At 61.4% G+C, this 25,188-nt stretch carries 22 protein-coding genes and 1 other RNA gene; 11 read left to right on the top strand and 12 right to left on the bottom strand.

Going from position 1 to position 25,188, the window contains the following annotated elements; all coding sequences use genetic code 11:
- Positions 1-20: 20 nt before the first annotated feature.
- A complete protein-coding gene (gene serA, locus ACMGFL_RS15115; RefSeq protein ID WP_436936361.1) occupies positions 21-1,607 on the bottom strand; it encodes a phosphoglycerate dehydrogenase in 1,587 nt (528 codons plus the stop codon).
- A 220-nt stretch (positions 1,608-1,827) separates the two neighbouring features.
- Positions 1,828-1,995: a DUF7556 family protein gene (locus tag ACMGFL_RS15110; RefSeq protein WP_436936360.1), complete on the bottom strand. Its 168-nt coding sequence runs from the start codon at positions 1,993-1,995 to the stop codon at positions 1,828-1,830.
- 203 nt (positions 1,996-2,198) lie between these two features.
- Between ACMGFL_RS15110 and ACMGFL_RS15105 the strand changes: the two genes are divergently transcribed.
- The 3 genes from ACMGFL_RS15105 to ACMGFL_RS15095 are packed head-to-tail and all read left to right on the top strand — an operon-like array spanning position 2,199 to position 5,395.
- Positions 2,199-3,050 carry a CBS domain-containing protein gene (locus ACMGFL_RS15105; RefSeq protein WP_436936359.1) on the top strand — a complete coding sequence of 284 codons (852 nt, stop codon included), beginning with the start codon at positions 2,199-2,201 and terminating at the stop codon, positions 3,048-3,050.
- The gene (glyS, locus tag ACMGFL_RS15100) at positions 3,047-4,786 is read left to right on the top strand and encodes a glycine--tRNA ligase (protein ID WP_436936358.1); all 1,740 of its coding nucleotides are present in this window, start codon (positions 3,047-3,049) and stop codon (positions 4,784-4,786) included. The genes ACMGFL_RS15105 and glyS overlap by 4 nt, the downstream gene beginning before the upstream one ends.
- Before the next feature lie 3 nt (positions 4,787-4,789).
- Entirely contained in the window at positions 4,790-5,395 is a 606-nt protein-coding gene (locus ACMGFL_RS15095; RefSeq protein WP_436936357.1) for a dolichol kinase, read from the top strand.
- Positions 5,396-5,408: 13 nt separating this feature from the next.
- Here ACMGFL_RS15095 and ACMGFL_RS15090 read toward each other — a convergent pair whose 3' ends face one another.
- Positions 5,409-6,002, bottom strand: a complete 594-nt coding sequence (locus ACMGFL_RS15090) for a DJ-1/PfpI family protein (RefSeq protein ID WP_436936356.1) — start codon at positions 6,000-6,002, stop codon at positions 5,409-5,411.
- Positions 6,003-6,157: 155 nt separating this feature from the next.
- On the bottom strand, positions 6,158-6,472 hold the full coding sequence (locus tag ACMGFL_RS15085; RefSeq protein WP_436936355.1) for a hypothetical protein: 315 nt from the start codon (positions 6,470-6,472) through the stop codon (positions 6,158-6,160).
- A 213-nt stretch (positions 6,473-6,685) separates the two neighbouring features.
- Between ACMGFL_RS15085 and ACMGFL_RS15080 the strand changes: the two genes are divergently transcribed.
- The 3 genes from ACMGFL_RS15080 to ACMGFL_RS15070 all read left to right on the top strand — a co-directional run bounded on the left by ACMGFL_RS15080 (position 6,686) and on the right by ACMGFL_RS15070 (position 13,095).
- Positions 6,686-9,175: a DEAD/DEAH box helicase gene (locus tag ACMGFL_RS15080; protein WP_436936354.1), complete on the top strand. Its 2,490-nt coding sequence runs from the start codon at positions 6,686-6,688 to the stop codon at positions 9,173-9,175.
- 91 nt (positions 9,176-9,266) lie between these two features.
- Positions 9,267-10,499, top strand: coding sequence for a hypothetical protein (locus ACMGFL_RS15075; RefSeq protein ID WP_436936353.1), 1,233 nt, complete (start codon positions 9,267-9,269; stop codon positions 10,497-10,499).
- Between the two features lie 43 nt (positions 10,500-10,542).
- Complete coding sequence (locus tag ACMGFL_RS15070) at positions 10,543-13,095, top strand: PKD domain-containing protein (RefSeq protein ID WP_436936352.1); 2,553 nt, start codon at positions 10,543-10,545, stop codon at positions 13,093-13,095.
- Positions 13,096-13,114: 19 nt separating this feature from the next.
- Here the strand turns inward: ACMGFL_RS15070 and ACMGFL_RS15065 are convergent, their stop codons facing one another.
- Together ACMGFL_RS15065 and ACMGFL_RS15060 are read right to left on the bottom strand one after the other, a co-directional pair.
- Positions 13,115-13,882 carry an Sjogren's syndrome/scleroderma autoantigen 1 family protein gene (locus ACMGFL_RS15065; protein ID WP_436936351.1) on the bottom strand — a complete coding sequence of 256 codons (768 nt, stop codon included), beginning with the start codon at positions 13,880-13,882 and terminating at the stop codon, positions 13,115-13,117.
- Between the two features lie 70 nt (positions 13,883-13,952).
- On the bottom strand, positions 13,953-14,288 hold the full coding sequence (locus ACMGFL_RS15060) for a hypothetical protein (protein WP_436936350.1): 336 nt from the start codon (positions 14,286-14,288) through the stop codon (positions 13,953-13,955).
- A gap of 130 nt (positions 14,289-14,418) precedes the next feature.
- Between ACMGFL_RS15060 and mdh the strand changes: the two genes are divergently transcribed.
- The 3 genes from mdh to ACMGFL_RS15045 all read left to right on the top strand — a co-directional run bounded on the left by mdh (position 14,419) and on the right by ACMGFL_RS15045 (position 16,045).
- On the top strand, positions 14,419-15,333 hold the full coding sequence (gene mdh, locus ACMGFL_RS15055) for a malate dehydrogenase (RefSeq protein WP_436936349.1): 915 nt from the start codon (positions 14,419-14,421) through the stop codon (positions 15,331-15,333).
- A gap of 170 nt (positions 15,334-15,503) precedes the next feature.
- A complete protein-coding gene (locus ACMGFL_RS15050) occupies positions 15,504-15,764 on the top strand; it encodes a DUF8028 family protein (protein ID WP_495849332.1) in 261 nt (86 codons plus the stop codon).
- Positions 15,761-16,045: a DUF7123 family protein gene (locus ACMGFL_RS15045; protein WP_436936347.1), complete on the top strand. Its 285-nt coding sequence runs from the start codon at positions 15,761-15,763 to the stop codon at positions 16,043-16,045. Before ACMGFL_RS15050 ends, ACMGFL_RS15045 begins: the two co-directional genes overlap by 4 nt.
- 71 nt (positions 16,046-16,116) lie before the next feature.
- Here ACMGFL_RS15045 and ACMGFL_RS15040 read toward each other — a convergent pair whose 3' ends face one another.
- The 4 genes from ACMGFL_RS15040 to lysS form a co-directional block, all read right to left on the bottom strand.
- Complete coding sequence (locus tag ACMGFL_RS15040; protein ID WP_436936346.1) at positions 16,117-16,851, bottom strand: Zn-ribbon domain-containing protein; 735 nt, start codon at positions 16,849-16,851, stop codon at positions 16,117-16,119.
- A 3-nt stretch (positions 16,852-16,854) separates the two neighbouring features.
- The gene (locus ACMGFL_RS15035; RefSeq protein WP_436936345.1) at positions 16,855-17,235 is read right to left on the bottom strand and encodes a DUF2073 domain-containing protein; all 381 of its coding nucleotides are present in this window, start codon (positions 17,233-17,235) and stop codon (positions 16,855-16,857) included.
- 4 nt (positions 17,236-17,239) lie between these two features.
- Positions 17,240-17,887 (bottom strand): Era-like GTP-binding protein, encoded by a 648-nt coding sequence (locus ACMGFL_RS15030; protein WP_436936344.1) that lies wholly within the window; start codon positions 17,885-17,887, stop codon positions 17,240-17,242.
- An 839-nt stretch (positions 17,888-18,726) separates the two neighbouring features.
- A complete protein-coding gene (gene lysS, locus ACMGFL_RS15025) occupies positions 18,727-20,253 on the bottom strand; it encodes a lysine--tRNA ligase (RefSeq protein WP_436936343.1) in 1,527 nt (508 codons plus the stop codon).
- 302 nt (positions 20,254-20,555) lie between these two features.
- Here lysS and ACMGFL_RS15020 point away from each other — a divergent pair, with 302 nt between their 5' ends.
- A complete protein-coding gene (locus ACMGFL_RS15020; protein WP_436936342.1) occupies positions 20,556-21,956 on the top strand; it encodes a PAS domain-containing sensor histidine kinase in 1,401 nt (466 codons plus the stop codon).
- On the opposite strand, the gene ACMGFL_RS15015 is transcribed toward ACMGFL_RS15020, so the two are convergent.
- The gene (locus ACMGFL_RS15015) at positions 21,953-23,371 is read right to left on the bottom strand and encodes an FAD-dependent oxidoreductase (RefSeq protein WP_436936341.1); all 1,419 of its coding nucleotides are present in this window, start codon (positions 23,369-23,371) and stop codon (positions 21,953-21,955) included. The two genes, ACMGFL_RS15020 and ACMGFL_RS15015, sit on opposite strands and share 4 nt — an antisense overlap.
- A gap of 79 nt (positions 23,372-23,450) precedes the next feature.
- Positions 23,451-24,404, bottom strand: a complete 954-nt coding sequence (locus ACMGFL_RS15010) for a cation diffusion facilitator family transporter (RefSeq protein WP_436936340.1) — start codon at positions 24,402-24,404, stop codon at positions 23,451-23,453.
- 136 nt (positions 24,405-24,540) lie between these two features.
- On the opposite strand from ACMGFL_RS15010, the gene rnpB reads away from it, so the two are divergent.
- Positions 24,541-24,933, top strand: an RNA gene (gene rnpB, locus ACMGFL_RS15005) — RNase P RNA component.
- The last annotated feature ends 255 nt before the right edge of the window (positions 24,934-25,188 follow it).

Below are 25,188 nucleotides of genomic sequence, written 5' to 3'. Positions count from 1 at the left end.
AAGTGGATTAAGAAGGGATCTCAGGCCCCGTTCAGCGAGATGTAGGTGGTCTTGATGATCCGGCCGTCCTCGTTCAGTCGGGTGAGCACCTCGTCGGGGACGGGGTCGTCGAGTGTGTACACCGAGAGCGCCTCGCCGCCGATGGTCTCGCGGCCGTTGAACATCCCCGCGATGTTGATGTCGGCCTCGCCGAGCACGGAGCCGATAAAGCCGATCACGCCGGGGGAGTCCTCGTTGCGGGCGACGAGCATGTGGCCGCGGGGCACCGCGTCGACGCGGTAGCCGTCGATGCGAACGATGCGCGGGTCGTTGCCAGCGAACTGCGTGCCACAGACGCTGATGCTGTCGTCGTCGTTGCTGACAGTCACCGTCACGAGCGACTGGAAGTCCTCCGCACTACGAGATTTGGATTCGATGACGTCGATGCCTCGATCCTCTGCGATTCGGGGCGCGTTGACGGCGTTGACCTGCCACTCCAGCGGTTCGAAGACGCCTTTGAGCGCGCTCGCAGTCACGAGTTCGACGTCCTCGTCGGCGATGTCGCCAGCGTAGGTGATCTCGACTTCCTCGACGCGGTCGTCGAACAGTTGGACGGCAATTTCACCGGCGGTGTCGGCAAGGTCGATGTACGGCTGGATGCGCGGGAACGCGCTCTTGTCGACGGAGGGCGCGTTGAGCGCGTTGAGCACGGGTTCGTCGTTGAACGCGGCGACGACCTGCTCGGCCGTCGAGACGGCGACGTTCTCCTGTGCGGCAGATGTCGAGGCACCGAGGTGGGGCGTCACGATGACGTCCTCAACGTCGAGCAGCGGGTTGTCGGGGTCGACCGGTTCCTCAGCGAAGACGTCGACCGCGGCCCCCTGCAGAATGCCGTCCTCGACGGCGCTGGCGAGCGCCGGTTCGTCGACGATGCCACCGCGCGCGCAGTTGATGACGTAGCCGTCTTCGAGTTGGGCGAGTTCGTCGTCGCTGATCATGTTCTCGGTTTCGCTGGTCAGCGGCGTGTGGATCGTCAGGAAATCAGCCCGGTCGAGACAGGCGTCGATGTCGTCGACGAGTTCCGCGCCGAGCTGGTCGGCCCGCTCCTCACTGATGTACGGGTCGAAAGCGACCAGATCCATCCCGAGGCTCCCAAGCCGTTTTGCGACTTCCTGCCCGACGCGACCGAAGCCGACGACGCCGAGCGTCTTGTCGTTGAGTTCCGTCCCGAGGAAATCGCCCTTGGCCCACTCGCCGTTGGAGAGGCGAGCGTGTGCCTGTGGGATCGACCGGGCCGTCGCGAAGGTCATCGCGACGGTGTGTTCCGCGGCCGCGCGGACGTTGCCCTGTGGCGCGTTCGCGACGATGACGCCGTGGTCGGTCGCGGCGTCGATGTCGATGTTGTCGACACCGATGCCCGCGCGGCCGACGATGATCAGCTCCGGCGCGGCGTCGAACACCTCGTCGGTCACCTCGGTTCCAGAGCGAACGATGAGTGCGTTTGCGTCCCCGACGGCGTCGAGAAGTTCGCTCTGGGTCAGATCGTAGGCGGTTTCGACCTCGTGACCCTGGTCGCGGAGATAGGCGAGACCAGCGTCCGCGATTGGATCCGTGACGAGTACCTTCATGCGCGGAGGGACGGAGGGAGTCGCAATAACGTTTGTTTTCTCCGGACGGACGGGCAAAAACCGGGATTGCTGGAAGCAACAGATGCGGTTTCTGTCGAGACAGTACGGGCCCGGGTTTTTCGGGGAGAGACGAGACAGTATCCGTCTCAGCGTAGATATAGACCTCGTACGTGGAGGGTATCGAGAAAGCTGGGTGTGTTGGCTGCGCGCAACACCGGAGCTACCGCCACGCAGGAAGGGATGCCGCGTCCTCGAGTGGTGTCGAGAGATAGGCCCCGTCCCGGGTTACATCGGCGATGATGAACTGGTCTGTCGGCCCTTCTTCGACTGCGGCCATCACTTCTGTGTCCGCTTCAACTGCCGCCGGGACTGCCGTTTCCGGCTCCATGCATGTGAATATGTAACACCCCAATATAAACCCTCCGGATTGATCCGGCAAGAATCGCCAGCGTGCGGGGACACAGCGTCAGACACATGTTGAAAATAGATAATAAACTCTGGCAGTGGGTTCGACGCTCGCCCAGACCGGTCACGGGGGGACTCCCGGAAAGTGTAAGGCCTTAGTGGATGGGGCGTGGAGTAGAGGCACATATGAACGTCAGCGACGTTATGACGCCCCGCGAGGAGGTCATCACGGTGGAGCTTCCCGGCTCCCGCGAGGACGCACTCGAATACCTGCAAGAGCGCGCGTTCTCGTCGGTTCCTGCGATCAAATACACCGACGACGGCGAAGTCTTTCGCGGTATTGTCTCCCGGAAATCACTCATCGAACGGCCCGACGAAGACCAGCTCGCCCTGCTCGCACAGGACGTTCCGACGACGGTGGCCGACGCGACGATTGCCGAGGTTGCCGACCTGATGGTCTCAGAGGGCGAGCGTCGGATCCCGGTCGTCTCGGGTGACGAACTCGTCGGCATCGTCACCGTGACCGACATCGTACACGCGATTGCTCGCGGCGAGGCCAACGGTGACAGACAACTCGAAACCGTCGCCAGCCGAGAGATCAACGCTGTCTACGAGGGCACACCACTTCCGACCGCCGAGCGCGAACTCTCCTTCGCAGGCGTTCCCTACGCTGTGGCGCTCGACGACCACGGCGAACTCGCTGGCATTCTCACCGAAGTCGACATTCTCGAAGTCGCACGCGTCGTCGAAGGGGAGGACGCGACCGGCGACTCGATCGCAAACCAGGACGACGAGTGGGCGTGGGAGGGGATCAAGGCTACCGGGAACCGCTACATGCCGACGCGAAACGTCGAACTTCCGACCGGCCCCGTCTCGGAGTTCATGACCGAGGACGTACTCACGCTGAGCCAGCGCCGTACCGTCCGTGACGCCGCGCAGGCGATGATCGAAGAGGACATCGAGCAGATCCCCGTGCTGAGCGGCGACGAACTCGTCGGCATCGTCCAGGATATGAACCTGCTGGAGGCGCTGCGATGACCGGCGAGGGCGAGCGTCTCGCGGAACTCGCGAAACGGCGTGGCTTCTTTCTCCAGAGCGCAGGCGCGTACGGCGGCGTCTCCGGCTTCTACACCTACGGCCCCGAGGGCGGCGCGCTCAAAGACAACCTCGAAGCCGCCTGGCGCGACCGCTACGTGACCCGAGAGGGCCACATGGAGATCAGTTCGCCGGACGTGATGCCCGAAGCCGTCTTCGAGGCGTCCGGCCATCTCGACACGTTCGACGACATGCTCGTCGAGTGCGGCGAGTGTGGACAGAGCCACCGCGCCGACCACCTCGTCGAGGACAACACCGATATCGAGGAAGCCGAATCGCTCTCGAACGAGCGGATCGCTGAGATCATCACCGAAGAGGACATCACCTGCCCATCGTGTGGAACTGCTCTCGCCGGGCAAGCAGTCGAGGACTTCAACCTCATGTTCGAGACCAACATCGGGCCGGGGTCGTCCTCGCCGGGCTATCTCCGCCCCGAAACCGCACAGGGCATCTTCGTCGAGTTCCCGCAGTGGGCCGAGTACGCCCGCAATCAACTTCCCTTCGGCGTCGCGCAGATCGGCAAGGCCTACCGCAACGAGATCAGCCCACGAAAGTCGATCATCCGCGTCCGGGAGTTCACACAGGCCGAACTCGAACACTTCATCGACCCGGAGGACGACCAGCCGCCGCTCGAACGGGTCGAGGACGTCGTGATCCCGCTGTACTCCATCGGGAGTCAGCAGGACGACGAGGGAGTCATCGAGGAGATGACCGTCCGAGAGGCCGTCGACGAGAGCGTCGTCGAGAGCCCGTGGATCGCCTACTATCTCGGTCTCTCGAAGGGCTGGTACGAGCGGGTCGGCGTCGACATGGAGCGGTTCCGGTACCGCCAGCATCTCCCCGACGAGCGCTCACACTACGCCTCGGATTGCTGGGACGCCGAGGCCGAACTCGGCGGCGACTGGATCGAGATCACGGGCTTTGCATACCGCAGCGACTACGACCTCCGGAAACACGACGAGCACTCCGACGAGGACTACACGGTGTTCAAGCAGTACGACGAGCCCGTCACCGTCGAGCGAGCGACGGTTGATCCTGAGATGAGTTATCTCGGACCGGAGTTCGGCGGCGACGCCGAGGGGGTCGCCGAGGCGCTCGACGCGCTTGCAGGACGTGACCCCGACGCGTTCGACGGGGACGAGGTGATTGTCGACGTGGACGGGTCGAAATACACGATTCCGGTCGAACAGACGGGCTTCGAGATGGAGGAGGTGACCGAATCCGGGGAACACATCATGCCTCACGTCGTCGAACCCTCTTTCGGCGTCGGTCGGCTGGTGTACACGGTGCTCGCGCACGCCTACTGGACCGAAACCGTCGATGGTGAGGAGCGAACCGTCCTCTCGCTGGAACCGAAGATAGCGCCGACGACGGTCGGCGTCTTCCCGCTGATGGACAAGGACGGCCTGGCCGAGCGCGCTCGGTCGGTCGCGGCCGACCTTCGGGCGGCAGGGCTCGCGGTCGAGTACGACGACTCCGGCGCCATCGGCAGACGCTACCGCCGTCAGGACGAGGTCGGGACGCCCTTCTGTGTTACGGTCGATTACGACACCATGGAGGACGACACCGTCACGATCCGCGACCGTGACTCACGATCCCAGGCGCGCGTGGCAATCGACGACCTCGCGGCGACGGTTGCCGACCTGCGGGACGGGGTTCAGTCGTTCGAGGACCTCTGAGCGATGGCGACCGCGTTCCGGGAGTGGGCAGTCGCGGTCGAACTGCCCCGACGACTCGTTCACGCGAGCGGGTCCGCGCTCCCGGGGCTGTACCTGCTCGACGTGCTCACGTGGTCGACCGTCGTGCTTCTGTTCGCGGTCGGCGCGGTCGGTGCGACGGCGCTCGAATTCGTTCGTCTCTCTGTGGGTCTGGACTGGGTTGTCTTCGACCGACTCACCAGAGAGTACGAACAGGCGGACGTTGCGGGCTACGCGCTGTATATGCTCTCGGCGGCGGGGGTCGCGCTCGCGTTCGCGCCACAGATCGCGGTTCCGGCCATTCTCATGCTCACCCTCGCAGACCCGATCAGCGGCGTCATCTCGACGGGCGGCTTTCGCCGCGTCAAACGACCCCGTTCGCTTGCCGCGATGTTCTGTCTCTGTACCGCTATCGCGTTCCCGTTCGCCTCCGAGATGCCACACGTCGCCGTTCTCGGCGGGATCGCCGGGATGAGCGCCGACGGCGTCAAGCCCGAACTACGCGGGTTCGTCGTCGACGACAACCTCACAATCGCGCCCGTGGCTGCTGGCGTCATGTGGCTGGGGATGCAGGTGAGCGGAATCGCGTGAGAATCGCCGTCGCTCAGTCGTCGGCCGCAACCGCCGGGTCGCCGTGGACGATTTCATCACCGAGCAGGTCGAGGAACTCGGCAAGCCATTCGGGGTGGTCCGGCCAGGCCTGTCCGGTCACGAGGTTTCGGTCGCGGACGACCCCGTCGACCCAGGAACAGCCAGCGGCCTCGACTTCGGCGCGAACCGCAGGATAGGCGGTCATCTCGTAGCCGTCGAGAACCCCCGCCGCGGCGAGAATCTGCGGGCCGTGGCAGATCGACGCGACGGGTTTGTTCGCCTCGAAGAAGTGCTGGACGGCCTCGATGACCTCGTCGTAGGTGCGGAGGTACTCGGGCGCGCGCCCGCCGGGGACACACAGCGCGTCGTACTCTGTCGGATCCACCTCGTCCATCGTCGCGGTCAACTCGAAGTTGTGGCCGCGCTCTTCGAGATAGGTCTGGTCGCCACGGAAGTCGTGAATCGCCGTCTTGATCGTCTCGCCTGCCTCCTTGTTCGGACACACCGCGTGGACGTTGTGCCCGACCATCTCCAGTGCCTGAAACGGCACCATTATCTCGTAGTCCTCTCCGAAATCTCCGACGATCATGAGAATGTCTTTGCTCATAGGTCCACGGTACCATACACCGTGAAGAACCATTATGTTTTCTGTCCGGTTCAGGAGCCCCAACGCGGCCACAACAGATGAGGAAAGCCGTTAATTCATAAGCCAATTCGTGAGTTGAATCGTATCGTTCCTGTTCACGTCTGTTGGGAGTTTGTCTACAATATCCACTTGTACCATTCCACAGAAATCACCTGGGTGAAGACGCCTGCAAGCAGTATATAGAGATCAACCTCAGAAAATTGTATTTCCCATGCTGTGTTTTCAAAAACAAATATCGAAGTAACCAAAAGAACAACTACCGCCCAAAGTCCGTTCCACCCCGCACGATGGTGGATCTTGACAAGCTGGTCGTCGCGATTCTCACGGTTTTTCCGAAGATCGCCGTACCATAACGCACCACAAAACGTCACTCCGCCAGCAATTGACAGTGCGACGATGATAGTCTCATCCAGGGTTTGTTTGAGTAGCATCGGAATGATGAGTCCGATGAGTAACCCCGATTGCGGCCAACACATAGGCAAAATATGGTCGTTCCCCCGTCATATGATTCAGTATGGATATACACACAACAAAATACCTTTTGCAATATAACCCGAGTCGTTGTCTTCACTGTTGCGGAACCACCAATCACTTTCACCCTGCTACACGAACGCTTAACCGCGGGGACGCGCAAGGAACAGTGAATGGCGACGACCGGAACGGACGACGAGACCATCGACCGGTCGCTGGTCACGACCGGGTTGCTCGAACGTCGGGAGTACCAGACCCAACTGGCCGAGTCGGCGCTGTCGGCACACACGCTCGTCTGTCTCCCGACCGGACTCGGCAAGACGGCGATTTCGCTGCTGGTGACAGCCCACCGACTGTACGAAACTGGCGGCAAAGCACTCCTGCTCGCGCCGACGAAGCCACTCGTCACCCAGCACGCCGACTTCTACCGTGAGGCACTTTCGATTCCCGACGACGAGATAGTGGTCTTCACCGGCGAGGTGCGCCCCGCCGAGCGCGGCGAACTCTGGGCGGACGCGCAGGTCGTGATCGCCACCCCACAGGTCGTCGAGAACGACCTGGTCGGCAACCGAATCTCGCTTGCGTCGGTGACACACTGCACGTTCGACGAGTGTCACCGCGCGACTGGCGAGTACGCCTACAACTACATCGCAGAGCGCTATCACGAGGACGCCGCCGACCCGCTCGTGACGGGGATGAGCGCTTCGCCCGGCGACGACGAGGAGGCAATCCTGCAAGTCTGTGCGAACCTCGGCATCGACAACGTCGAGGTGATGACCGAATCCGACGCCGACGTGAGCGAGTACACCCACGAGACGAGCGTCGAGTGGAAGCGCGTCGAGTTGCCCGAGACAGTCGAGGAAATTCGGGATTTGATTCAGGAGGTCATCACGGAGCGACTGACAAGTCTGAAGGAACTGGGCGTCACCGGTCGCACCGACCCCAGTCTCTCCGAGCGAGAGATCCAGAAGATTCAGGGCCGCGTCCGGGGGTTGATGGACGACGACCAGTCGGAGGGCTACCAGGGGATGAGTCTCCTCGCGGAGGTGCGAAAGCTCAGAACCGCGGTAACCTACGTCGAGACACAGAGCGTCGAGTCCTTCGAGCAGTACATGGACCGCCAGCGCGAGGCCGCCCGGTCGTCGGGAGCCTCGAAGGCCGACCAGCGCATGGTCTCGGACCCGAACGTACAGCGCGCGGTCAGACTCGCCGAGGAGTACGACGGTCTCCACCCGAAGTACCGGCGCGCGCGGATGCTCATCGCGGAGACGCTCGGGATCAACGACGGCGAGCGCGTCATCGTCTTCACTGAGTCCCGGGATACCGCCGAGGCGCTGACCGAGTTTTTGGGCGATCACTTCACCGTCGAGCGCTTCGTCGGGCAGTCGGACACTGACGGCAGCGAGGGGATGACCCAGACCGAACAGCAGGACACGCTGGAGCGGTTTCGGGCGGGCGAGTTCGAGGTACTCGTCTCCACGTCAGTCGCAGAGGAAGGGCTGGACGTGCCGGAGGTGGATCTGGTCCTCTTTTACGAACCCGTGCCGACTGCGATCCGGTCGATCCAGCGGAAGGGTCGAACCGGCCGTCAGACCGAGGGGCGGGTCGTCGTCTTGCTCGCGGAGGACACCCGCGACGAGGCGTACTTCTGGAAGGCCAGACAGGACGAAAAGAAGATGGAACAGCAACTCCGAGGGCTGAAAGACGCCGCCGGAACCATCGAGGGGAAACTTGGGGAGCAGGTCGCACTCGACGGTGTTCCAGAGGAGGCCGTGAGCGCCGACGGTGACGGAGGGGAAACCGGAGAGGGGTCGGCTCGGGAGGGGGAATCCACGGACGGAAAACCGGACGAATCCGATGGGCAGGCCGGACTCGATGCGTTCGCTGGCGGCGCGTCCTCCTCAGAGGAGGAGAGCGAATCAGGGGACGGCGATTCGGAACGGCAGAATGGAGAGAGCGGTTCCGAGCGACAGGATGGAGAGGCCGTCGTCGCGACGGCGGAGGGCGAGGACGAAGTCGAAATCGTCGTCGACCAGCGGGAACTCGACGCCGCGATTCCGCGGGATCTGTCGACGCGCTCGGGCGTCGAGACGCGTCTAGAGACGCTCGAAGTGGGCGATTACGTGCTCTCGGACCGGGTGGTCGTCGAGCGAAAGAGCGTCGAGGACTTTCTGGATACGCTGACCGGCGGCGACCGGTCGCTGTTCGAGCAGGTGGGCGACGCGGCCCGTCACTACGGCCGTCCGGTGGTGATCCTCGAAGGCGAGAACCTCTACGGGAAGCGAAACGTCCATCCAAAGGCAATCGGCGGCGCGCTCGCGTCGCTCGCGGTGGATTTCGGCGCGAGCGTGATGCAGACTGCGGGCGAGGAGGAGACAGCAGATCTGCTGGAAGTCATCGCGGAGCGCGAACAGGAACGCGACGACCGAGAAGTGAGCGTTCACGGTGAGAAGCAGTCGAAGACGCTCACCGAACAGCAGGAGTACGTCGTCGCCTCTATCGCCGAAGTCGGGCCGGTGACCGCTCGGGCGCTGCTCGAATCGCTCGGTAGCGTCGAGGCCGTGATGACCGCCGAGAAGGAGGAGTTACTCGCAGTGGAGGGCGTCGGCGAGGTGACCGCCGACCGCATCCGGGAGGTCGTTTCGAGTTCCTATTCGAGTTGAGTTGAAACGGTCGCGAGGATCAGTGCCGAAACCGGCCGGATTTTCCCCGCGCTTTAAGTATTTCAAACCCGACAAGAGAGATATACTCTCGATGGATCTTCGGCCAGATACCCGGGCGCAGTCGATACAGATCGGTGCAGTGCTACTGTTCGGGATGATCATCATCCTGTTTGCGGTGTATCAGGCATTCGTCGTTCCGGACCAAAATCAGGAGATCGAGTTCAATCACTATCAGGACGCCCAGCGTGACATGGTGCAACTCCGGAGCGAGACGCTGCAGGCGAAAACGACGGGCGAAGACCGGTTCACGACGGTGAAACTCGGCACGGAGTTTCCCAGTCGAGTGATCGCCGTCAATCCGCCCGATCCGTCGGGTACCTTACGGACGACGGACAACAAAACGATAGCGGCAGAGGTGACGGTCGATGGGCAGACACAGACCCTGCCGGACCTGTTCGAGCGGTTCGAGCCAGCGAATCGCTTCATCGAGTACACACCGGACTACACGGAGTTCGACGAGCACGGAACGGTCCGATACGAGAACACGGTCGTCTACAGCGACTACGGGGATGCAACGGTGCCACTCTCGAATCAGCGACTGCTGCAGGGCGACGTGATCAGTCTGATCCCGATACACAGGTCGTACTTCGAGAGCGGCGGACAGGCCGCCTCGATCGAACCGATCCCGGGCGTCCTCGAAACGCAGGAGGTAGACGACCCGACGATCACGCTCGGGACGGAACTCAGCGAGGCCGACTGGGAGGAGTTGCTGGCAGACGAAATCGAGCAAAACAACAACCTCGACGAGACGGACATCACGGTGCAAAACGGCGAACTCGAACTTGATCTACAGGGAACCTACGAACTGGAGTACGCTCCGGTTGGGATGGACAGAACGCCGATTGGCGGCGGCCGAGGCGACGACATTCTGGAGATCAACCCGGCAGCGCCGGGCGATATCGAACTCGTCGCGGCGGACTGGCAAGGAAACACCGTGACGGCGACGTTCAGAAACAACGCAGACGCGGGCCAGAACAACAGCTTCAGCCGCGGTCGGATCGCCTTCTACGACAGGATCGACCCGGAACTCGACCAGGTGCGAGTCAACGGACAGAACCGAGCGAGCAACAGCCCGTGGGTGATCCCGGGGTCGTTCGAGGACCTGAACCCGAACATCGAACTGCCCGGAGACGACACCCAGACAGTCGAACTCGTGTTCAGCGAGAACCTCAACGCACAGCAGCAGTGGTTCGTCCTCGAATTCCGGTTCGAGACCGGACAGACGGCGACGTACTTCATCGGGAGCGACTTCGACAACAGGTGAAAATGACCGGGACGACTGACTCACGGACCGAGGGCGCGTGACCATGACGGGCGCGAACCGGTCTCAATCGGAAGTGATCGGGATGATACTGCTCACGGCCGTCGTCGTCGTCCTCATGACGCTCGTCGGAGTCGTGCTGATCGGAAACGTGACGAGTGAGGAGCGAGAGCCCAGACTGACCGTCGACGCCGAGGTAACCTCACAGAACGTCACGATCAGGCACGCTGGCGGGGAAGCTATCGATATCACGGAGCTAGATGTGATTCTCCGGACCGATAGGAGAGAGCGCTACGGGCTCGAATCGTTCACGCAGCTTCGCGGGACAGACGACAGCCACTTCGAATCCGGGGACAAGTGGTACCGGAGTCACGGACTCGCCGGTGACCGAATGGAGATTCTGGTCGTTCACACGCCGTCGAACGCGATACTGGACCGGACGACAGTCGCCGTCGAAGAGACGCTCGCGGCGCGCTTCGAGACGAACGCGACGAACCCGACGACGCTGGATACGATCGAGTTCGACGCATCCGCAAGTGTCTCGCAGGAGGGCGAAATAACGAGTTACGAGTGGACTTTTGGCGACGGGACGACAGCAAGCGGTGAAGTCGTGACGCACAGCTACGACGACAACGGCACCTACGACGTGACGCTGACCATCGAGACGAGTGGCGGTCGCACCGCGAGCAGAACGAAGTTGATCACCGTGGCGAATCCCACACCAATCGCGTCGTTCACCACCAATCCGACGAACCCGGGAGTGGGCGAGTCGACAGCGTTCGACGCCTCCGGATCCGAGTCGCCACAGGGGAACATCGTGGAGTATCAGTGGGACTTCGACGACGGGAGCACCGAGACGACCACTGCCGAGACGGTCACGCACAGTTTCTCAGCGTTTGACACCTACGAGGTGACGCTGACGGTGACTGACGACAGGGGCGAGACGGCGACGACGACGCGTCAGGTGTCGGTCAGCCCACCGTTTTTCGCGGTCAACATTACGGGAACGAACTCGCCGGTCACCCGCGGCGACGAGGTCGTGGTCTCTGCGACGATCGAAAACACCGGAAGTAGCACGGACACACAGACGGTCGAGCTCGAGGACTTCGACGGGACGACCGTCGACAGCGAACAGATCACACTCGGCCGGGGGATGAGCGTCGACACGGACCTTCGCTGGCAGACGGGAGCGACTCCGGCAGGAACGGGAGAGATCACAGTGGCGAGCGCAAACGAGAGCAAAACGGCGACCGTGTCCATCGTCGAACCGGATATCAGGATATTCAACGGCCGTCCGGGGAGCAACGGGAATATCGTGCAGTTCGACGTCAAGAACACGCAAAGCAGCGACGTGACCGTGACTGGGATCGCGCTCAACGGGACGAGTTCGGGCGCGACAGTGGTTGAGAATAAAGGGAGCAGTGAACTCACATTCGGCGGCGGTGGTTCGATAAATAAGAAAGGGAACAAGAACGGACTCAATATCGACGGAACACAGTACTCGCTCGATACAAACGAAGTCGTCGCGAGCGGTGACGTCACCACGGGTACGCTGGCCGAATTCGACACCGGGATGATCGGCGAGACGGTCACGATAACGCTGTACTACGAGATCGACGGCGAGCAGAAGATGCGCACGGAGACGGTCACCGTCGAGTCGGGGCCGTACTTCGACGTCAGCGTGACCGGCACGAACAGCCCAGTCGAAGAAGACGGGACGGTCACAGTCCAGTACGAAGTGACGAACATCGGTGACCAGGCGGGAACACAGACTGTCGGACTGGAGTTCGACGGCAACAGCGGAGAGAGTACACAGTTGCAACTCGACCCCGGAGAGACGGGGTCGGGAGAACTCACCTACTCGCTCGATGGGTTCGGCGGAGGGCCGGGCGAGTACGGCGTGAGCGTGTTCACGGACGACGCAAGCGCCGCGACGACTGTCGATGTGATCGAATCCGGAGCGCCGTTCCTGGATGTCACCATCACGGGAACGAACGAACCCGTGGCCGAGGAAGAGACGCTCTCGGTGACGGCCGACATCACCAATACAGGAGGGACTGCCGTCCAGAACGCAGAGATAGCCCTCGATATCGGTGGCGTCGGCGAGACAGACACCACAACGGTCAGCGTCGCAGCGGGTGAGACCGAAACGGTCACGCTCGACTGGGGGACCGGAACTGGCGACGCTGGCGAGTACACGGCAACCGTCAGCAGTAACGACAGCAGTGACACCGCCAGCGTAACAGTGACCGAGGATGCGGAGCCACAGTTCGCAGACATCTCGGCGACAGTGACACAGAGCCAAGGGCAAAGCGGGAATATCGGTCAATTTGCGGTCAGCGGAGACGTGACTCAGCCAGACGGGGCCGGAACGATCGAATTCGTCCTGACCAGCGGCGGGAACGAACTCAGTGCGAGTCCGAGAACGATCACGATGGCTGGGACGTTCGACGAGACGTTCGACGGCGGGAACAACAAACAGATCGACGTCACTGTCCGGCTACTCGACGCACAGGGCACCGTATATCAGGAATGTGTGAGTCAGACGTCGCTGACAGCGGACAACGACCTCGCGTTCGGGGACTTCACGTGCGGATAGAATTGACTATGCCGTCGGGCTACCGCCGAAGCGCTGCGAGCGCCTCTGCGGCCTCGCGTGCGGCCGCGAGTTCGTCACGGGCCTGTCGCGGATCCTCTGTGGCTTCGGCCCGCTCGCTGAATCGAACGAGCGAGCGAACCAGCGACGCTTCTGCCGTCGCGACATCACCATCGGTCGGGGACTGTCGTGTCGCCCCACCAGTCGGAGACTCCCGTCGCGGAGCGCGGTCGTCGAGGTCACGATACGCGTCAGTATCATCGGCGCGCTCGCGAGTGCGTGAGTCGTCGCTCGCAGTCGAGTCGACCGGTGCAGTTCGGCCTGCATCTGTAGAGTCTGCGCCGGCAGTTTCCGGTGTATCCTGGTCAGCAGACGGCAGCCTCGCCCCGTTTCCACTCGAAGCGGCGTCGGCAGCACCGGCCTGTTCTGTGTCACCAGTACTGGGCTGGTCCTGTTCGGGAGACGCGCCGCCGAACTGAACCTGCGTGTCATCGGGGCTGGTCACTTCGATTCCCCCGCTGGACTGATCGGCTGCAGTCGATTCGTCTGCGTCATCTGACTCGCTCGTGTCGGCAGTATCGCGTTCGACCGCGCGCTCGCAGGTCGCACAGAACTCCTGTCCGTCGTACCGGAAGATGGGGTCGCCACACTCCGAACAGTGGGCGTTCGTCATCGTCGCCCCCTGCAGGAGTAGTTCGCTCATCCGCTCGGTCGCCTCACGCTCCTCACTGTCGCGCTCGTACTTCTCGCGAAGTTTCTCGCGCTCGGCTTCCTTGTCGAAGTCGCTCATACCCGAACAGAGCAGATGCGCGACAAAATGACTTGCGCCACAGAAATCAGTGGGGCAGGTCGGAGAGTCGTTATGTGAAGTGTAACTCCGTCCAGATGGGATCGCCATCAGAGAGAGACAGTGAGACGGTCGCGCTTACGATCGCGCTCATCGAAATGAGGGAGATATGTAACAACTCCAGATATCCTCCAATGAAGATATCGATATTCAGAATCTCAAGCGAGAATGTAAACGTCAGTGCGACCCAGAGGTACAGATACACCTGTCTCGTGTCGGGATGGAGCGTCCCGCCGATGATTGAGAGAAGCCACAAGACGGCAAATCCACCACCTCCGACGACAATTCCGGCGAAGACAGAGTGGACGATTCGTTGAGATAGTAGCAAAAATACGAAGTTCGATGGCATGCGACGAGTGTCCTCAGTACGGATCTGATCAGCCGAGATTGGATATAGATTCTGGATAGAGAGAGTATCGAAACAGCGGTGACAGTCGCGTTTCGGTATGTTTAACCCCGACCCGAGATGCGTTTCACGTATGGCAAAGGTAAGCATTATCGGTGCGGCAGGCACCGTCGGTGCGGCGGCGGGATACAGTATCGCGCTTCGGGACATCGCTGACGAACTCGTCTTCGTCGACATCCCCGAGCAGGAGGACGTAACGGTGGGACAGGCGGCAGACGCGAATCACGGCATCGCCTACGACTCGAACACTGAGGTTCGACAGGGCGGCTACGACGCCACGGAAGGATCGGACGTCGTCGTCATCACTGCGGGACTCCCCCGGTCGCCCGGCGACAGCCGACTCGATCTTGCCGACGACAACGCCCCGATCATGGAGGATATCCAGTCCTCGCTCGCGGAGTACAACGACGAGTTCATCACCGTGACGACCTCGAACCCGGTCGACCTGCTCAACCGGCACCTCTACGAGTCCGGCGACCGACCGCGCGAGCACGTCATCGGCTTCGGCGGCCGACTCGACTCGGCACGGTTCCGATACGTGCTCTCCCAGCGCTTCGACGTCCCCGTGCAGAACGTCGACGCGACTATCCTCGGCGAGCACGGCGACTCACAGGTCCCCGTGTTCTCGAAGGTCCGCGTCGACGGACAGGATCTTTCCTTCGACGAGGACGAAAAAGAGGAGATTCTGGCGGACCTGCAGGAGAGCGCGATGAACGTCATCGAGCGCAAGGGCGCTACGGAGTGGGGCCCGGCCCGCGGCGTCGCCCACACCGTCGAGGCAATTCTCGACGATACCGGTGAGGTGCTCCCGTGTTCGGTCGCGCTACAGGGCGAATTCGGTCACGAAGACGCCGCGTTTGGCGTCCCGGCGAAACTCGGCTCCGACGGCGTCGAGGAAATCGTCGAGTGGGACCTCAGCGAGTTCGAGACCGAGCAGATGCAGGAAGCCGCCGACAAACTCGGCGACCAGTACGAGAAAATCGCATAACGCCGCTGTTTCGCCTGGAAATTTCTCTGTGGTCAATCGTCTTCAGGGGGCCCGTCGTGTCCGTTCTGTGTGGATCAGATAGTCCGCCGTGTCCGGTCTGGGAGGATCAATCCTACCGCCAGTACTGGAACGGGATGGGTCAAACAGCGATTTGAGTTTACGGGAGACCCATTATACGTCGTGTCGAACGGATAGATATGAGCAGCCAGCGCGTGACAGTACGGCCCGGACGACTCCTCCAGCGCGGCCTGGGACAGATTGCGTTCTGGGGAGCCATTCTGGTGCCACTCGCGTATCTGCCCCTGCTGTATCGACTGGACAGCACGGACAGCTATCTCCTACTGGGCGGACTCATCCTCCTCAACGTCTGCTGTCTCGTCGTCGACCAGTTTGGCCTACTCGAACAGCACCAGACGGGAGGAGATCCATGAGTACGACACCTGAGGAGCGTTCCACCGACGAGAGTACGACGGCAGACGAGGACATCGGGACCGACGAAATCCCGCCGAAAGCGAACGTGGTCATCGAGTATCTGAAAGCTCGAGTAGAAAAGGAGGGGGTCTGTTACCTGAAGAGTCGAGATATCGCCAGCGACATCGAGCTGTCTCCAAAGGAAATCGGTGCGTACATGGAACGAATCGGCGAGCAGACGACGCTCTCAGTCGAACCGTGGGCCTACACGAAGGGAACGACGTGGCGTATTTCGGAGTGACGGGACGATGTGACGGATGTCGGAGTGGCAAAACGGCGTGGCGTATTTCGGAGTGGCAAAGGGGAGTCGAGCTACTCGTCTTTCCAGCGTTCGGGGACCTGAATCGTGTACTTACCGTCCTCCTGGAGAGCGATGATGTACTCCTCGCGGTTGTACAGTTCCATCAGGTTGAGTTCGTACTGGCCTGGTTCGAGCACGCGAATCGACTCAAACTGGTCGTTGAGTTCCTCGCGAAGTTGTTCGAGGCTCGGCCGCTCTGCAGCATCGTCGGTCTGGTCGTCCATCACCGGGGCCGGGCGTGACCTAGTCTGGTCGCTGGTGACCGGTGAGTCCGGTGCCGGAGGTAACTCGTCTGGTGAGACGACGTCCGAGCGCGCGCTCGCCTGCGCGTCGTTTTCGGTCTCGGCCGCGCTGGTTTCAGTTTCGGCCATGCTGGCACGGGCCGGTGTGTCGCTGTCCCTCTCGGGCGACCGGTCAGTTGAGGAGTCGGGCTGGACCGAGGAACTCGAAGCAGTGGCCGCTTTGCTGTTCGGATCCGTACCTACGGAACCAGCATCTGATCCAGCGCCGGAGCTACTGTCCGAGCCGACAAAATCCCGCACAGCCGTCGCAGCGTTGCCGACAGTCTGTGCCACCGAGCTATCGACGGCGGGCTCGGGAGGCTCTGGCGGCGTGTCTGGTTCGGACTCGTCAGGTGCCTCGGGATGATACTGGAAGGTGTTGCCGCCACAGTCGGGACAGCCCGACAGCATCTCCTTCGAGCCGTCCGAGAAGGTCCGGCCGCAGTCGGTACACTGGTGAGGCATTCGTTATTTCCGGGAGACGAGTGTCTGGATGAGCGTTTCGTCCTTGTGGAGTGTCTCGATCTGGTTTGCTGGCCCGATGACAGTCAGCTTCTTCGCCGACTCGCGACCCATCAGCCGGTCCAGAAAGCTCGCGTCCGCTGTCTCCGAGCGCGGGTACGTCTCGATTTCGATCCCGTTGAACTCCTCTGGGCTGATCTCGGTCATCGTCACCTCGATGAGGCGTGACTCCTCGTCAGGGGAAAGTCCCTCCTCGAGGATCACGATGTTCCCGTCGCGGACGCCGTCCAGGATCATGCGAATCTTCTCCATCGTCGTCTGCCCGGCCAGTCGCTGGCCGCTGATGAGGTCTATCTGAACGCCGTCACGTTGTTTGACTTCTGCCATGTTATCACCCGAAGTACTCCGCTATCTTGCCGTACACTTCGTCCATGTTGTCCCCTTCGAGCGCCGAGAGCGGAATCGTCTCGTGCTGTGGGAATGCGTTTCTGATACGCTGGACGCTCGCTTCCTCCAGGTCGATCTTGTTTGCGAGGATCAAGACCGGAAGATCCTGACTCTCGATGATGCCGATGAGCATCGTGTTGACCTGCGTGAACGGGTCGTTCGCCGCGTCAAGGACGTAGACGACGCCGTCGACGTCCTCACGGAGCCAGTGCATCGCCTCGGCGACCCCTTCGGTCGCCTCGCGAGAGCGACGAACTGCGTCGTCTTTCTCCATGTCGTGTTCGAGAAACTCCGTGTAGTCGACTTTCGTCGTCACACCCGGTGTATCCACGATGTCGATGGTGACGGTCTTGCCGTCCCGCTCTATTTCGACGTTCTCCTTGCGTCGGGCGCGCCGTGTCTCGTGGGGAACGTGACTCTCCGGCCCGACGGCGTCGCCGTGCTCGGTCCAGTCACGCGCGATCCGATTCGCCAGCGTTGTCTTCCCCGCGTTCGGCGGTCCGTAGATCCCGATCCGCTTGGGATCTTCCTCGGAGAACAGCGACGATACTGCACGCGAAATGCTCGATCTGAGGCCTGTAAGCAGTCCCATTCGATAATCCTCCCGGCCCCTTGCGGGGCTTGCATCAAAAACCCGACCGGACGTACTTAAGCCTACGTCAGACAATTGTCAACCAGAGGATGCGAATAAATCTGGAGGTGAAAAGAAGGGGTGTGGGAAGAAACTCGACAGTACAGAAGGAAATTCGGGAGTTTTTCTCCCGTTCCGACACCCCCCACCCCTTCGTTTCAAGTGGAAACAGGCAGACGACCGGGGAACGACGACGCTCTGGAAGCGACAGGCGTGTGTTTAGAGCAGAAAATCTAGTGAATCTAGAAGGATAGAACTGAGGGGATGTCGACCAAGACTCACGTCCTGTCGCTAGTTCGTTTTTTGTCTAGTTCTACTAGAGAATACACTAGTAGAAATAAACTATTGTAATATTGCAATAATAACTAGAGTGGTTTGTTGCTCTTTCACCCACTACGGATTTGGTTATAGTGTATCTATATTAAATCTTTCCTAGTCTAGAGCACATCTTTCTCTCTGCTGTTGTGGGGACTCCTCTCTTTCTGGTTCCACCTGAAACGAAGGGGTGGGGGGCACTCCCCGCTGCCGAAGCTATCGACTCTTTCCTGTTCTACTATTCTCGACTCACACGGTCACTCTTACACGGTCACTCTCACACGGTCACTCTCTCACAGGACGACAACACCCGATACAACAGATCCGGCTGTTCAAAGACCACTGCTCCCAATCGTTCAGACTTCACCTCTCAGCTGTCGCTCATCAGCTGTTACTACTTCCGATCAATCGATATCACTCACAACCAACTAATCACTCACAATTAACTGCTATCGACTCGAACTCTTCCTCCACCGTCTGATTCCTTACTCCGAGGCGACCATCGGGAACGGCAGAACGTCCTTGATCGACTGTGAATCGGTGAGGATCATCGCCAGTCGGTCGATACCGATTCCGAGTCCACCGGTCGGCGGCATTCCGTACCCGAGCGCCTCGACGAAGTCCTCGTCCATCTGGTGTGCTTCCTCGTCACCTTCTTCCCGGCGCTTCATCTGCTCGGCGAAGTGTTCGCCCTGCTGAATCGGGTCGTTGAGTTCGGTGTAGGCGTTTCCGACCTCTGCCCCGGCGACGAATAGCTCGAACCGCTCGATGCGCCCCTCCTTGTCCCGGTGATCCTTCGAGAGCGGCGTCGTTTCGACTGGATGGTCGACGATGAAGACTGGCCCCGTGAGCTTGTGTTCGACGAGCGCCTCGAACAGTTCCATGATCGCAAGCCCTCGAGAGAACCCGCCGGGGAACTCACCCCCCGCTTCGAGTGCACGCTCGCGAAGTTCCTCGTCGCTCAACTCCGACGGGTTGATGTCGGCGTATTCGACGAGAGCTTCTTCGACTGACAGCCGTGGCCACGGCGGCGAGAAATCCAGTTCGACGACCTCCGTCTCGATCGTTCCCTCCTCGTCACGGACGATATGACCGTCGTCAGTTCTGACCGGGTTGTGATACTCGATCGCGTACTCCCCGTCGTTCAGTTCGTCCAGAATCGCCACGACGAGGTCCTCGGTCAACGACATGATGTCCTCGTAGTCGGCGTAGGCCTGATACAGTTCCATCATGGTGAACTCCGGGTTGTGGGTCGTGTCGATATCCTCGTTGCGGAAGTCCTTCCCAATCTCGAAGATCCGCTCGAACCCACCGACGACGAGCCGTTTGTGGTACAGTTCCTTCGCGATCCGCAGGTACATCTCGCTGTCTTTCGCGTTCGCCTCCGTGCTGAACGGACGGGCGCTCGTCCCGCCGTAGATGTTCTGCAACACGGGCGTCTGCACTTCGGTGAAGTCCTGACTCGCGAGATACTCCCGGATCACACGGAGCATCTCGAAGCGATACTCCAGATTCGAGCGCAGCGAGTCGTCCCACATCGCGACGGCCCGGTTGCGGAGCGTTTGCTCCTCGTTCAGCCCTTCGTAGCCCGGTGGGTGCTTGAGCGCCTTCGAGAGCATCTCCATCTCGGAGACGTTGATCGACAGTTCCCCGTTCTGCGTTCGCATCGGCGTCCCCGTCACTCCGACGAAGTCCCCGCGGTCGACCGTATCGAGGATGTCGTAGTTGTCCATCGCGTCCTCGTTACAAAACAGCTGGACGCTGCCCCTCTCGTCGCTGATGTCGAGAAACGTGATGCTCCCCAGATCACGGATGTTGCCGGTGATGCGCCCGGCAAGCCGATAGGTGTCGTCGCTATCGATCTCGTCTTGCTCACTGAACTGATCCACGTACTCCCCGATCGATACCGTCCGATCGAACTCGTGAGGATAGGGGTCGATCCCCTCCTCTTCGAGTCGTTCGCGCTTTTCGAGTCTGTCGGGCGCGAAATACGCCTCGGGATCGAATTCCATTAGCGTCAGTTCGGCACACCGCGCACTTAACGCTGCTGTTCCGTGATAACGACGACTCTTTCAAACTCCGGTATTACGACCTCTCGATAGGGATTTCACTTTCACTCCGGGTGGCTGGCATATTTATTCCTGGGTGTCTAGCCTGTACACAGAGGGCGCGCCGCCCTCGATCGGAGTTTCACACGCTCTACCCCTTTCCCTTCGTGTTCGCCTGTGAGACGCATCTCCCCTTCCAGAGTACGAATCACCACACTCTCGTAATGCCCACCACGCTTTTTCCTGTTCGGTTACAATTGCGGCGCATGTCCTCTCTCGTCGATTCGGATATCTTGCTCGAATACGCGCAGGATAAGATCGTCGTCATCGACGAGGAGGGAGTGTTTCGGTACGTCAACCGTGCGGCAGAGCCAATCCTGGGCTACGACCCCGAGACGTTGATCGGCGAGAACACCTTCGAGTACATTCATCCAGAAGACAGAGCCCGCGTCCGTGACGTGTTCGAGAGCGTCATCGGGGAGGGGCGGTTCCGCGACGCGACCGGTGAATATCGCTTCCGACGGGCGGATGGGTCCTGGTGTTGGCTCGAAAGCCGCTTCTCGAATCTCACCGATTCGCAACTGGATGGCTACGTCGTCAGTTCGCGAGACGTCACCGACCGCGTCGAGGCCGAACAGCGACAGGCAGATACCGAGTCCCGACTCAAAGAAATCGCCCACACGACAGCCGACGTACTCTGGATGTTCTCGGGGGACTGGGACGAACTGTTGTTCGTGAACCCTGCGTACGAACACCTGTATGGCTCCTCCATCGAGGCCCTCAAAGCAAACCCCCGGAACTTTCTCGAGAGCATTCACCCCGAAGACCGCGAGGCAGTCGAGAAGGCCATGGAGGCACTCTCGAACGGCTCACCGGTCGACATGGAGTACCGTATCGGGTCTGGGGAGACGTGCGACCGATGGATGTGGGTGCAGTCAGAACCGATCACGGAGGACGGCGAGGTGGTTCGTATCGTGGGATTTACTAGAGACATCACCGACCGCCGTCGCAGAGAGCGCCAACTCGCGGTGATGGACAATCTCTTGCGACACAATCTCCGCAACGAACTGAACGTGATCATCTCCGCCGTCGATACGATCGAGCGGGAGACAGATGTCGACGATATCACCGAGCAGACGCGCGTGATCCGGAAGATCGGCTCGGAACTCGTCGAGACCGCGGAAAAACAACGGGATATCATCGACGTGCTCACCGACCCGACCGAGTGTTCGACTGTCGATCTCGTGATGGCGACCCACAGTGCGGTCGACCGGGTTCGGAGACACCACCCCGACGCCACAATCGACGTTGATCTCCCGGATATGATGTCGACGTGCGGTCTGCCAGAACTCGAACTCGCTATCGCTGAACTCATCGATAACGCCGCGAAGCACGCGACTCACAGTCCACGGGTACGCGTCACTGGCAAGAAACTGGACGGCGACAGGCTGCGGATCACAGTCGAGGACAACGGCCCGCCCATCCCGGAAGAGGAGTACCGGGTGTTGACTGGTGACCGGGAGATGAACGCGCTGTATCACTCCTCTGGTCTGGGTCTATGGCTCGTCTACTGGGTCGTCACGCTCTCCGATGGATCGATCTCCTTCCGTGAGCGACCGCGAGGCAACACGATCACGATAACGCTGTCGGCAACCGACTCGGACTAGCTGTCGTTTACCTTCCCTTCGAGCACTTTCGCCGCCGTCAGCACCGGATCCCACGTGGTGTTGAACGGCGGCGCGTAAGCCAGGTCGTAGTTCGCGAGTTCTGCCACCGCGACACCCTCGGTAACCGCTCCGACGAGCGCGTGACTCCGGTGGACTGCGCCCTCGCCGTACTCTGAGGTGAGACTCCCACCGAGGACGCGCCCCGTCTCTCGGTCTGCGGTCAGCGTCACCTCGACGGTTCCGCCCTCGGGGTAGTACCCGGCCCGCGATTTCGCCTCGATTGTCTCGGTGACTGGTTCGAATCCCGCCTCGCGTGCCTCCTCGGCATTAAGCAACCCCGTGCGTGCGGCCTCGATATCGAAGGCCTTGACCGCAGCGGTCCCCGCAACCGCCCCGCCCACCGACGGGGTGCCGGTGACAGTCTGTCCAACCGCGCGACCGTGTCGGTTCGCCGTCAGCGCGAGCGGAACGTACGCCGGTTCGCCCGTGACCACGTGTTCGACCTCGGCGCAGTCACCTGCCGCGTACACGTCTGGGGCGTTCGTCTCGCGGTAGGCGTCTGCCGCGATTGCTCCCGTCTCGCCGAGTTCGATCCCCGCATCCTCCGCGAGGTCGGTGCGGGGGCGTACGCCCGTCCCGACGAGTGCCATCTCTACGGGCACTCGCTGGCCCTCCGTTCTGACTGCCGTGGCGCGCTCGTCGCCCTCGATTTCGATGACACTCTCGCCGAGATACACCGCGACGTCCTGTGCTTCCAGATGGGCACAGACACTGTCGCTCGTCGCCTCGGAGAATCCCTTCAGGATCCGGTCGCCGCGCTGGAACAGGTGCACCTCGAACCCGTTTGCGGTGAGTGCTTCGGCCATCTCGACGCCGATGTAGCCGCCGCCGACGACTCCCACCGGCCCGGTACACTGTTCGAGAAACTGGCAGGCAGGGCCGCTGTCTGGCTGGTCAAGATTCTCCTCCGAGCGCGCACGCGAAACGTATTCTCGAAGTTCCTTACCGTCCGACATCGACCCCAGCGTGTAGACGCCTTCCAGATCCAGCCCGTCGATTGGCGGTAGTACTGGCTCCGCGCCGGTCGCGATCAACAGGTGGTCGTACGGCTGTTCGACCGTTTCGTCCTCGCTCTCGGCGGTGACCGTCCGCTCGTCGGGGTCGATGTCGACCACTTCGTGTCCCGTCCGCAGGTCGATATCGCGCTCCTCGCGGAACTCCTCGGGGGTGATCGAGACCAGTTCCTCCAGCGACTGTATCTCGCCTTTGATGTAGTAGGGGAGTCCGCAGGCCCCATACGAGACCCACTGGCCTTTCTCGAAGACGACCACCTCCATCTCGGGGTCGTCTCGCTTTGCCTTGCTCGCGGCGGACATCCCCGCCGCATCGCCACCGACGACGACGAACGTCTCCATACCCCCGGTTCGCCCGTCGCTGATATAAATGTCGGCTGGCTGTGTGCGGCCGCCGTCCCTTCGCGCTCGCTCGCTTCCCTCAGGTTCTGTCGGCGTCCCCGACACTGTTGTCTTCGATCCCCGTCTCGACGCCTGCATCTGCGTCGTTGTCCTTCCACTCACCGATCCCGGACGGGTCGAGATGCAGATGGACGTCTTCGATATCCTCGAGGTCGCGAACCGCACGGAGCAGTTCAGTCTCCAGGTCGTGGGCCTCCCGTAGCGTGAGGTTCCCGTCGGTTTCGATGTGGGCTTCGACCTCGATAACCGACCCGTCGTAAAACACCGCAAGGTCGTGGACGCCTCGCACGGCCGGATACGACAGCAGCGTCTCCCGAACCTCCTCGCGTCGTTCGTCGGGCGGGGCCTTGCCCGAGAGATACGAGAGATTCTCCCGGGCGATGTCGACTCCCTGATAGACGACGAGTCCGCTGACCAGCGCGCCAGCGAGCGGATCGAGAATCGGATAGCCTGCGGCGACGCCGAGAACGCCGACGATGGCCGCGACAGTCGTGTAGAGGTCGTTGAGACAGTCCGCAGCGAGCGCGCGGAGCGCGGGAGCGTCGATACCCTTGTTCATCCGCCGCGTGTACCAGTAGACGAGATACATATCCACCATCGCGAAGGCGAGCGCCCCGATCAGAATCGGGCTGAAGGTGACTGTGCTCTCACCGAGCAGTCCGTTCACCGACTCGTAGAGCAGATTCAGCCCGAGGATGATGATCACGGCACCGACAAACAGCGCGGTCAGCGGTTCGATTCGGGCGTGGCCGTGTGGGTGTTCCCTGTCGGGTGCGTCGAATCTGCTCCCGCCCCAGAGGATCACGACGAAACTCGCGATCAGGTCCGCCACGGAGTGGGCGGCGTCGGCGACGAGTGCGACGCTGCCGAAGGTCAGCCCGGCCGCCCCCTCGACGATGATCTTGACCGCGTTGCCGACGGCGTTCGCCCACGACGCGCGCCGGAATCGCCGTCGGTCGGTGTCCGCGGCCATAGACGTGTTAGACCGATCTGCGCCTTCAACGTTGGTATTAGCCCCGTCGAATCACAGAGTTGTCGGGGTCTATCTCGACTGTCTGACTCTCCCTCCGACCGACGGGCTTACCCTCCCGGAGTCCATACCACGAAGTGGCAGAGGGAGCCCGGTTCCCGTGTCCCGGCAGCCACTGGCCAAGGGACATGAGAAAAGTCCCCCCACCGTCCGGGCGGGCGACCGGGGGCAACCCCGGGGCGGGAGACCGTCGGCTCTGGAACAGAAACGAGACCCCTCCCCCCGACCGATGAGGTGCGCGAACCCGAAGCCAGGCCACACGGCCGAAGCGACGGGGAGTTAACCCACCGAGGACGCGAGGTCGACCAACGGGAGACCTCGATCGGGCGGCATCGCCGCACGAGACGGGGGAGAACGGCTGGAACGGCGAATCCTCGCCGGTGCAAGTCCGGACCGCAAGGTAGCCCGGACACACGGTTCGGACGCTTAGCTGAATACCGGGTAAACAGAAGGGGGCTTACTCCCCTCAGCCAGTTTCATTCCTGAGCCCTTGGTGGCTTGATCTCCGGTGATTCCGAATGCTCTGGTAAATACCCAGAATCTGATATATTGTCCTTGCCCGACTCAGATCAGAATGGGGACTTATTCACTCGTGGTATTCGGGTCAAAAGGGTAGGAGACGACAGCCATAGTGATCCCCATCGTCAGTCCTATTGCTATTGATTCAAAATTTCCCTGACCCGATAGTGGAATTCTAACAGCAACTACAGCCATGGCGGTGACGAGA

Source organism: Halovenus marina, from assembly GCF_051414115.1.
Taxonomy (GTDB): Archaea; Halobacteriota; Halobacteria; order Halobacteriales; family Haloarculaceae; genus Halovenus; species Halovenus marina.
The sequence above is the reverse complement of the archived record's forward strand: the minus strand, read 5'-3'. Positions and strand labels throughout refer to the sequence as shown.

Bases quoted from the DNA above. Each gene is read 5' to 3' on its own strand.
- ACMGFL_RS15015 (WP_436936341.1), bottom strand. From the start codon at position 23,371: ATGGAGACGTTCGTCGTCGTCGGTGGCGATGCGGCGGGGATGTCCGCC.
- lysS (WP_436936343.1), bottom strand. From the start codon at position 20,253: ATGGAATTCGATCCCGAGGCGTATTTCGCGCCCGACAGACTCGAAAAG.
- ACMGFL_RS15105 (WP_436936359.1), top strand. From the start codon at position 2,199: ATGAACGTCAGCGACGTTATGACGCCCCGCGAGGAGGTCATCACGGTG.
- mdh (WP_436936349.1), top strand. From the start codon at position 14,419: ATGGCAAAGGTAAGCATTATCGGTGCGGCAGGCACCGTCGGTGCGGCG.
- ACMGFL_RS15075 (WP_436936353.1), top strand. From the start codon at position 9,267: ATGGATCTTCGGCCAGATACCCGGGCGCAGTCGATACAGATCGGTGCA.
- ACMGFL_RS15035 (WP_436936345.1), bottom strand. From the start codon at position 17,235: ATGGCAGAAGTCAAACAACGTGACGGCGTTCAGATAGACCTCATCAGC.
- ACMGFL_RS15080 (WP_436936354.1), top strand. From the start codon at position 6,686: ATGGCGACGACCGGAACGGACGACGAGACCATCGACCGGTCGCTGGTC.
- ACMGFL_RS15010 (WP_436936340.1), bottom strand. From the start codon at position 24,404: ATGGCCGCGGACACCGACCGACGGCGATTCCGGCGCGCGTCGTGGGCG.
- ACMGFL_RS15060 (WP_436936350.1), bottom strand. From the start codon at position 14,288: ATGCCATCGAACTTCGTATTTTTGCTACTATCTCAACGAATCGTCCAC.
- ACMGFL_RS15095 (WP_436936357.1), top strand. From the start codon at position 4,790: ATGGCGACCGCGTTCCGGGAGTGGGCAGTCGCGGTCGAACTGCCCCGA.
- ACMGFL_RS15065 (WP_436936351.1), bottom strand. From the start codon at position 13,882: ATGAGCGACTTCGACAAGGAAGCCGAGCGCGAGAAACTTCGCGAGAAG.
- ACMGFL_RS15070 (WP_436936352.1), top strand. From the start codon at position 10,543: ATGACGGGCGCGAACCGGTCTCAATCGGAAGTGATCGGGATGATACTG.
- serA (WP_436936361.1), bottom strand. From the start codon at position 1,607: ATGAAGGTACTCGTCACGGATCCAATCGCGGACGCTGGTCTCGCCTAT.
- ACMGFL_RS15020 (WP_436936342.1), top strand. From the start codon at position 20,556: ATGTCCTCTCTCGTCGATTCGGATATCTTGCTCGAATACGCGCAGGAT.
- ACMGFL_RS15045 (WP_436936347.1), top strand. From the start codon at position 15,761: ATGAGTACGACACCTGAGGAGCGTTCCACCGACGAGAGTACGACGGCA.
- glyS (WP_436936358.1), top strand. From the start codon at position 3,047: ATGACCGGCGAGGGCGAGCGTCTCGCGGAACTCGCGAAACGGCGTGGC.
- ACMGFL_RS15085 (WP_436936355.1), bottom strand. From the start codon at position 6,472: ATGCTACTCAAACAAACCCTGGATGAGACTATCATCGTCGCACTGTCA.
- ACMGFL_RS15110 (WP_436936360.1), bottom strand. From the start codon at position 1,995: ATGGAGCCGGAAACGGCAGTCCCGGCGGCAGTTGAAGCGGACACAGAA.
- ACMGFL_RS15040 (WP_436936346.1), bottom strand. From the start codon at position 16,851: ATGCCTCACCAGTGTACCGACTGCGGCCGGACCTTCTCGGACGGCTCG.
- ACMGFL_RS15090 (WP_436936356.1), bottom strand. From the start codon at position 6,002: ATGAGCAAAGACATTCTCATGATCGTCGGAGATTTCGGAGAGGACTAC.
- ACMGFL_RS15030 (WP_436936344.1), bottom strand. From the start codon at position 17,887: ATGGGACTGCTTACAGGCCTCAGATCGAGCATTTCGCGTGCAGTATCG.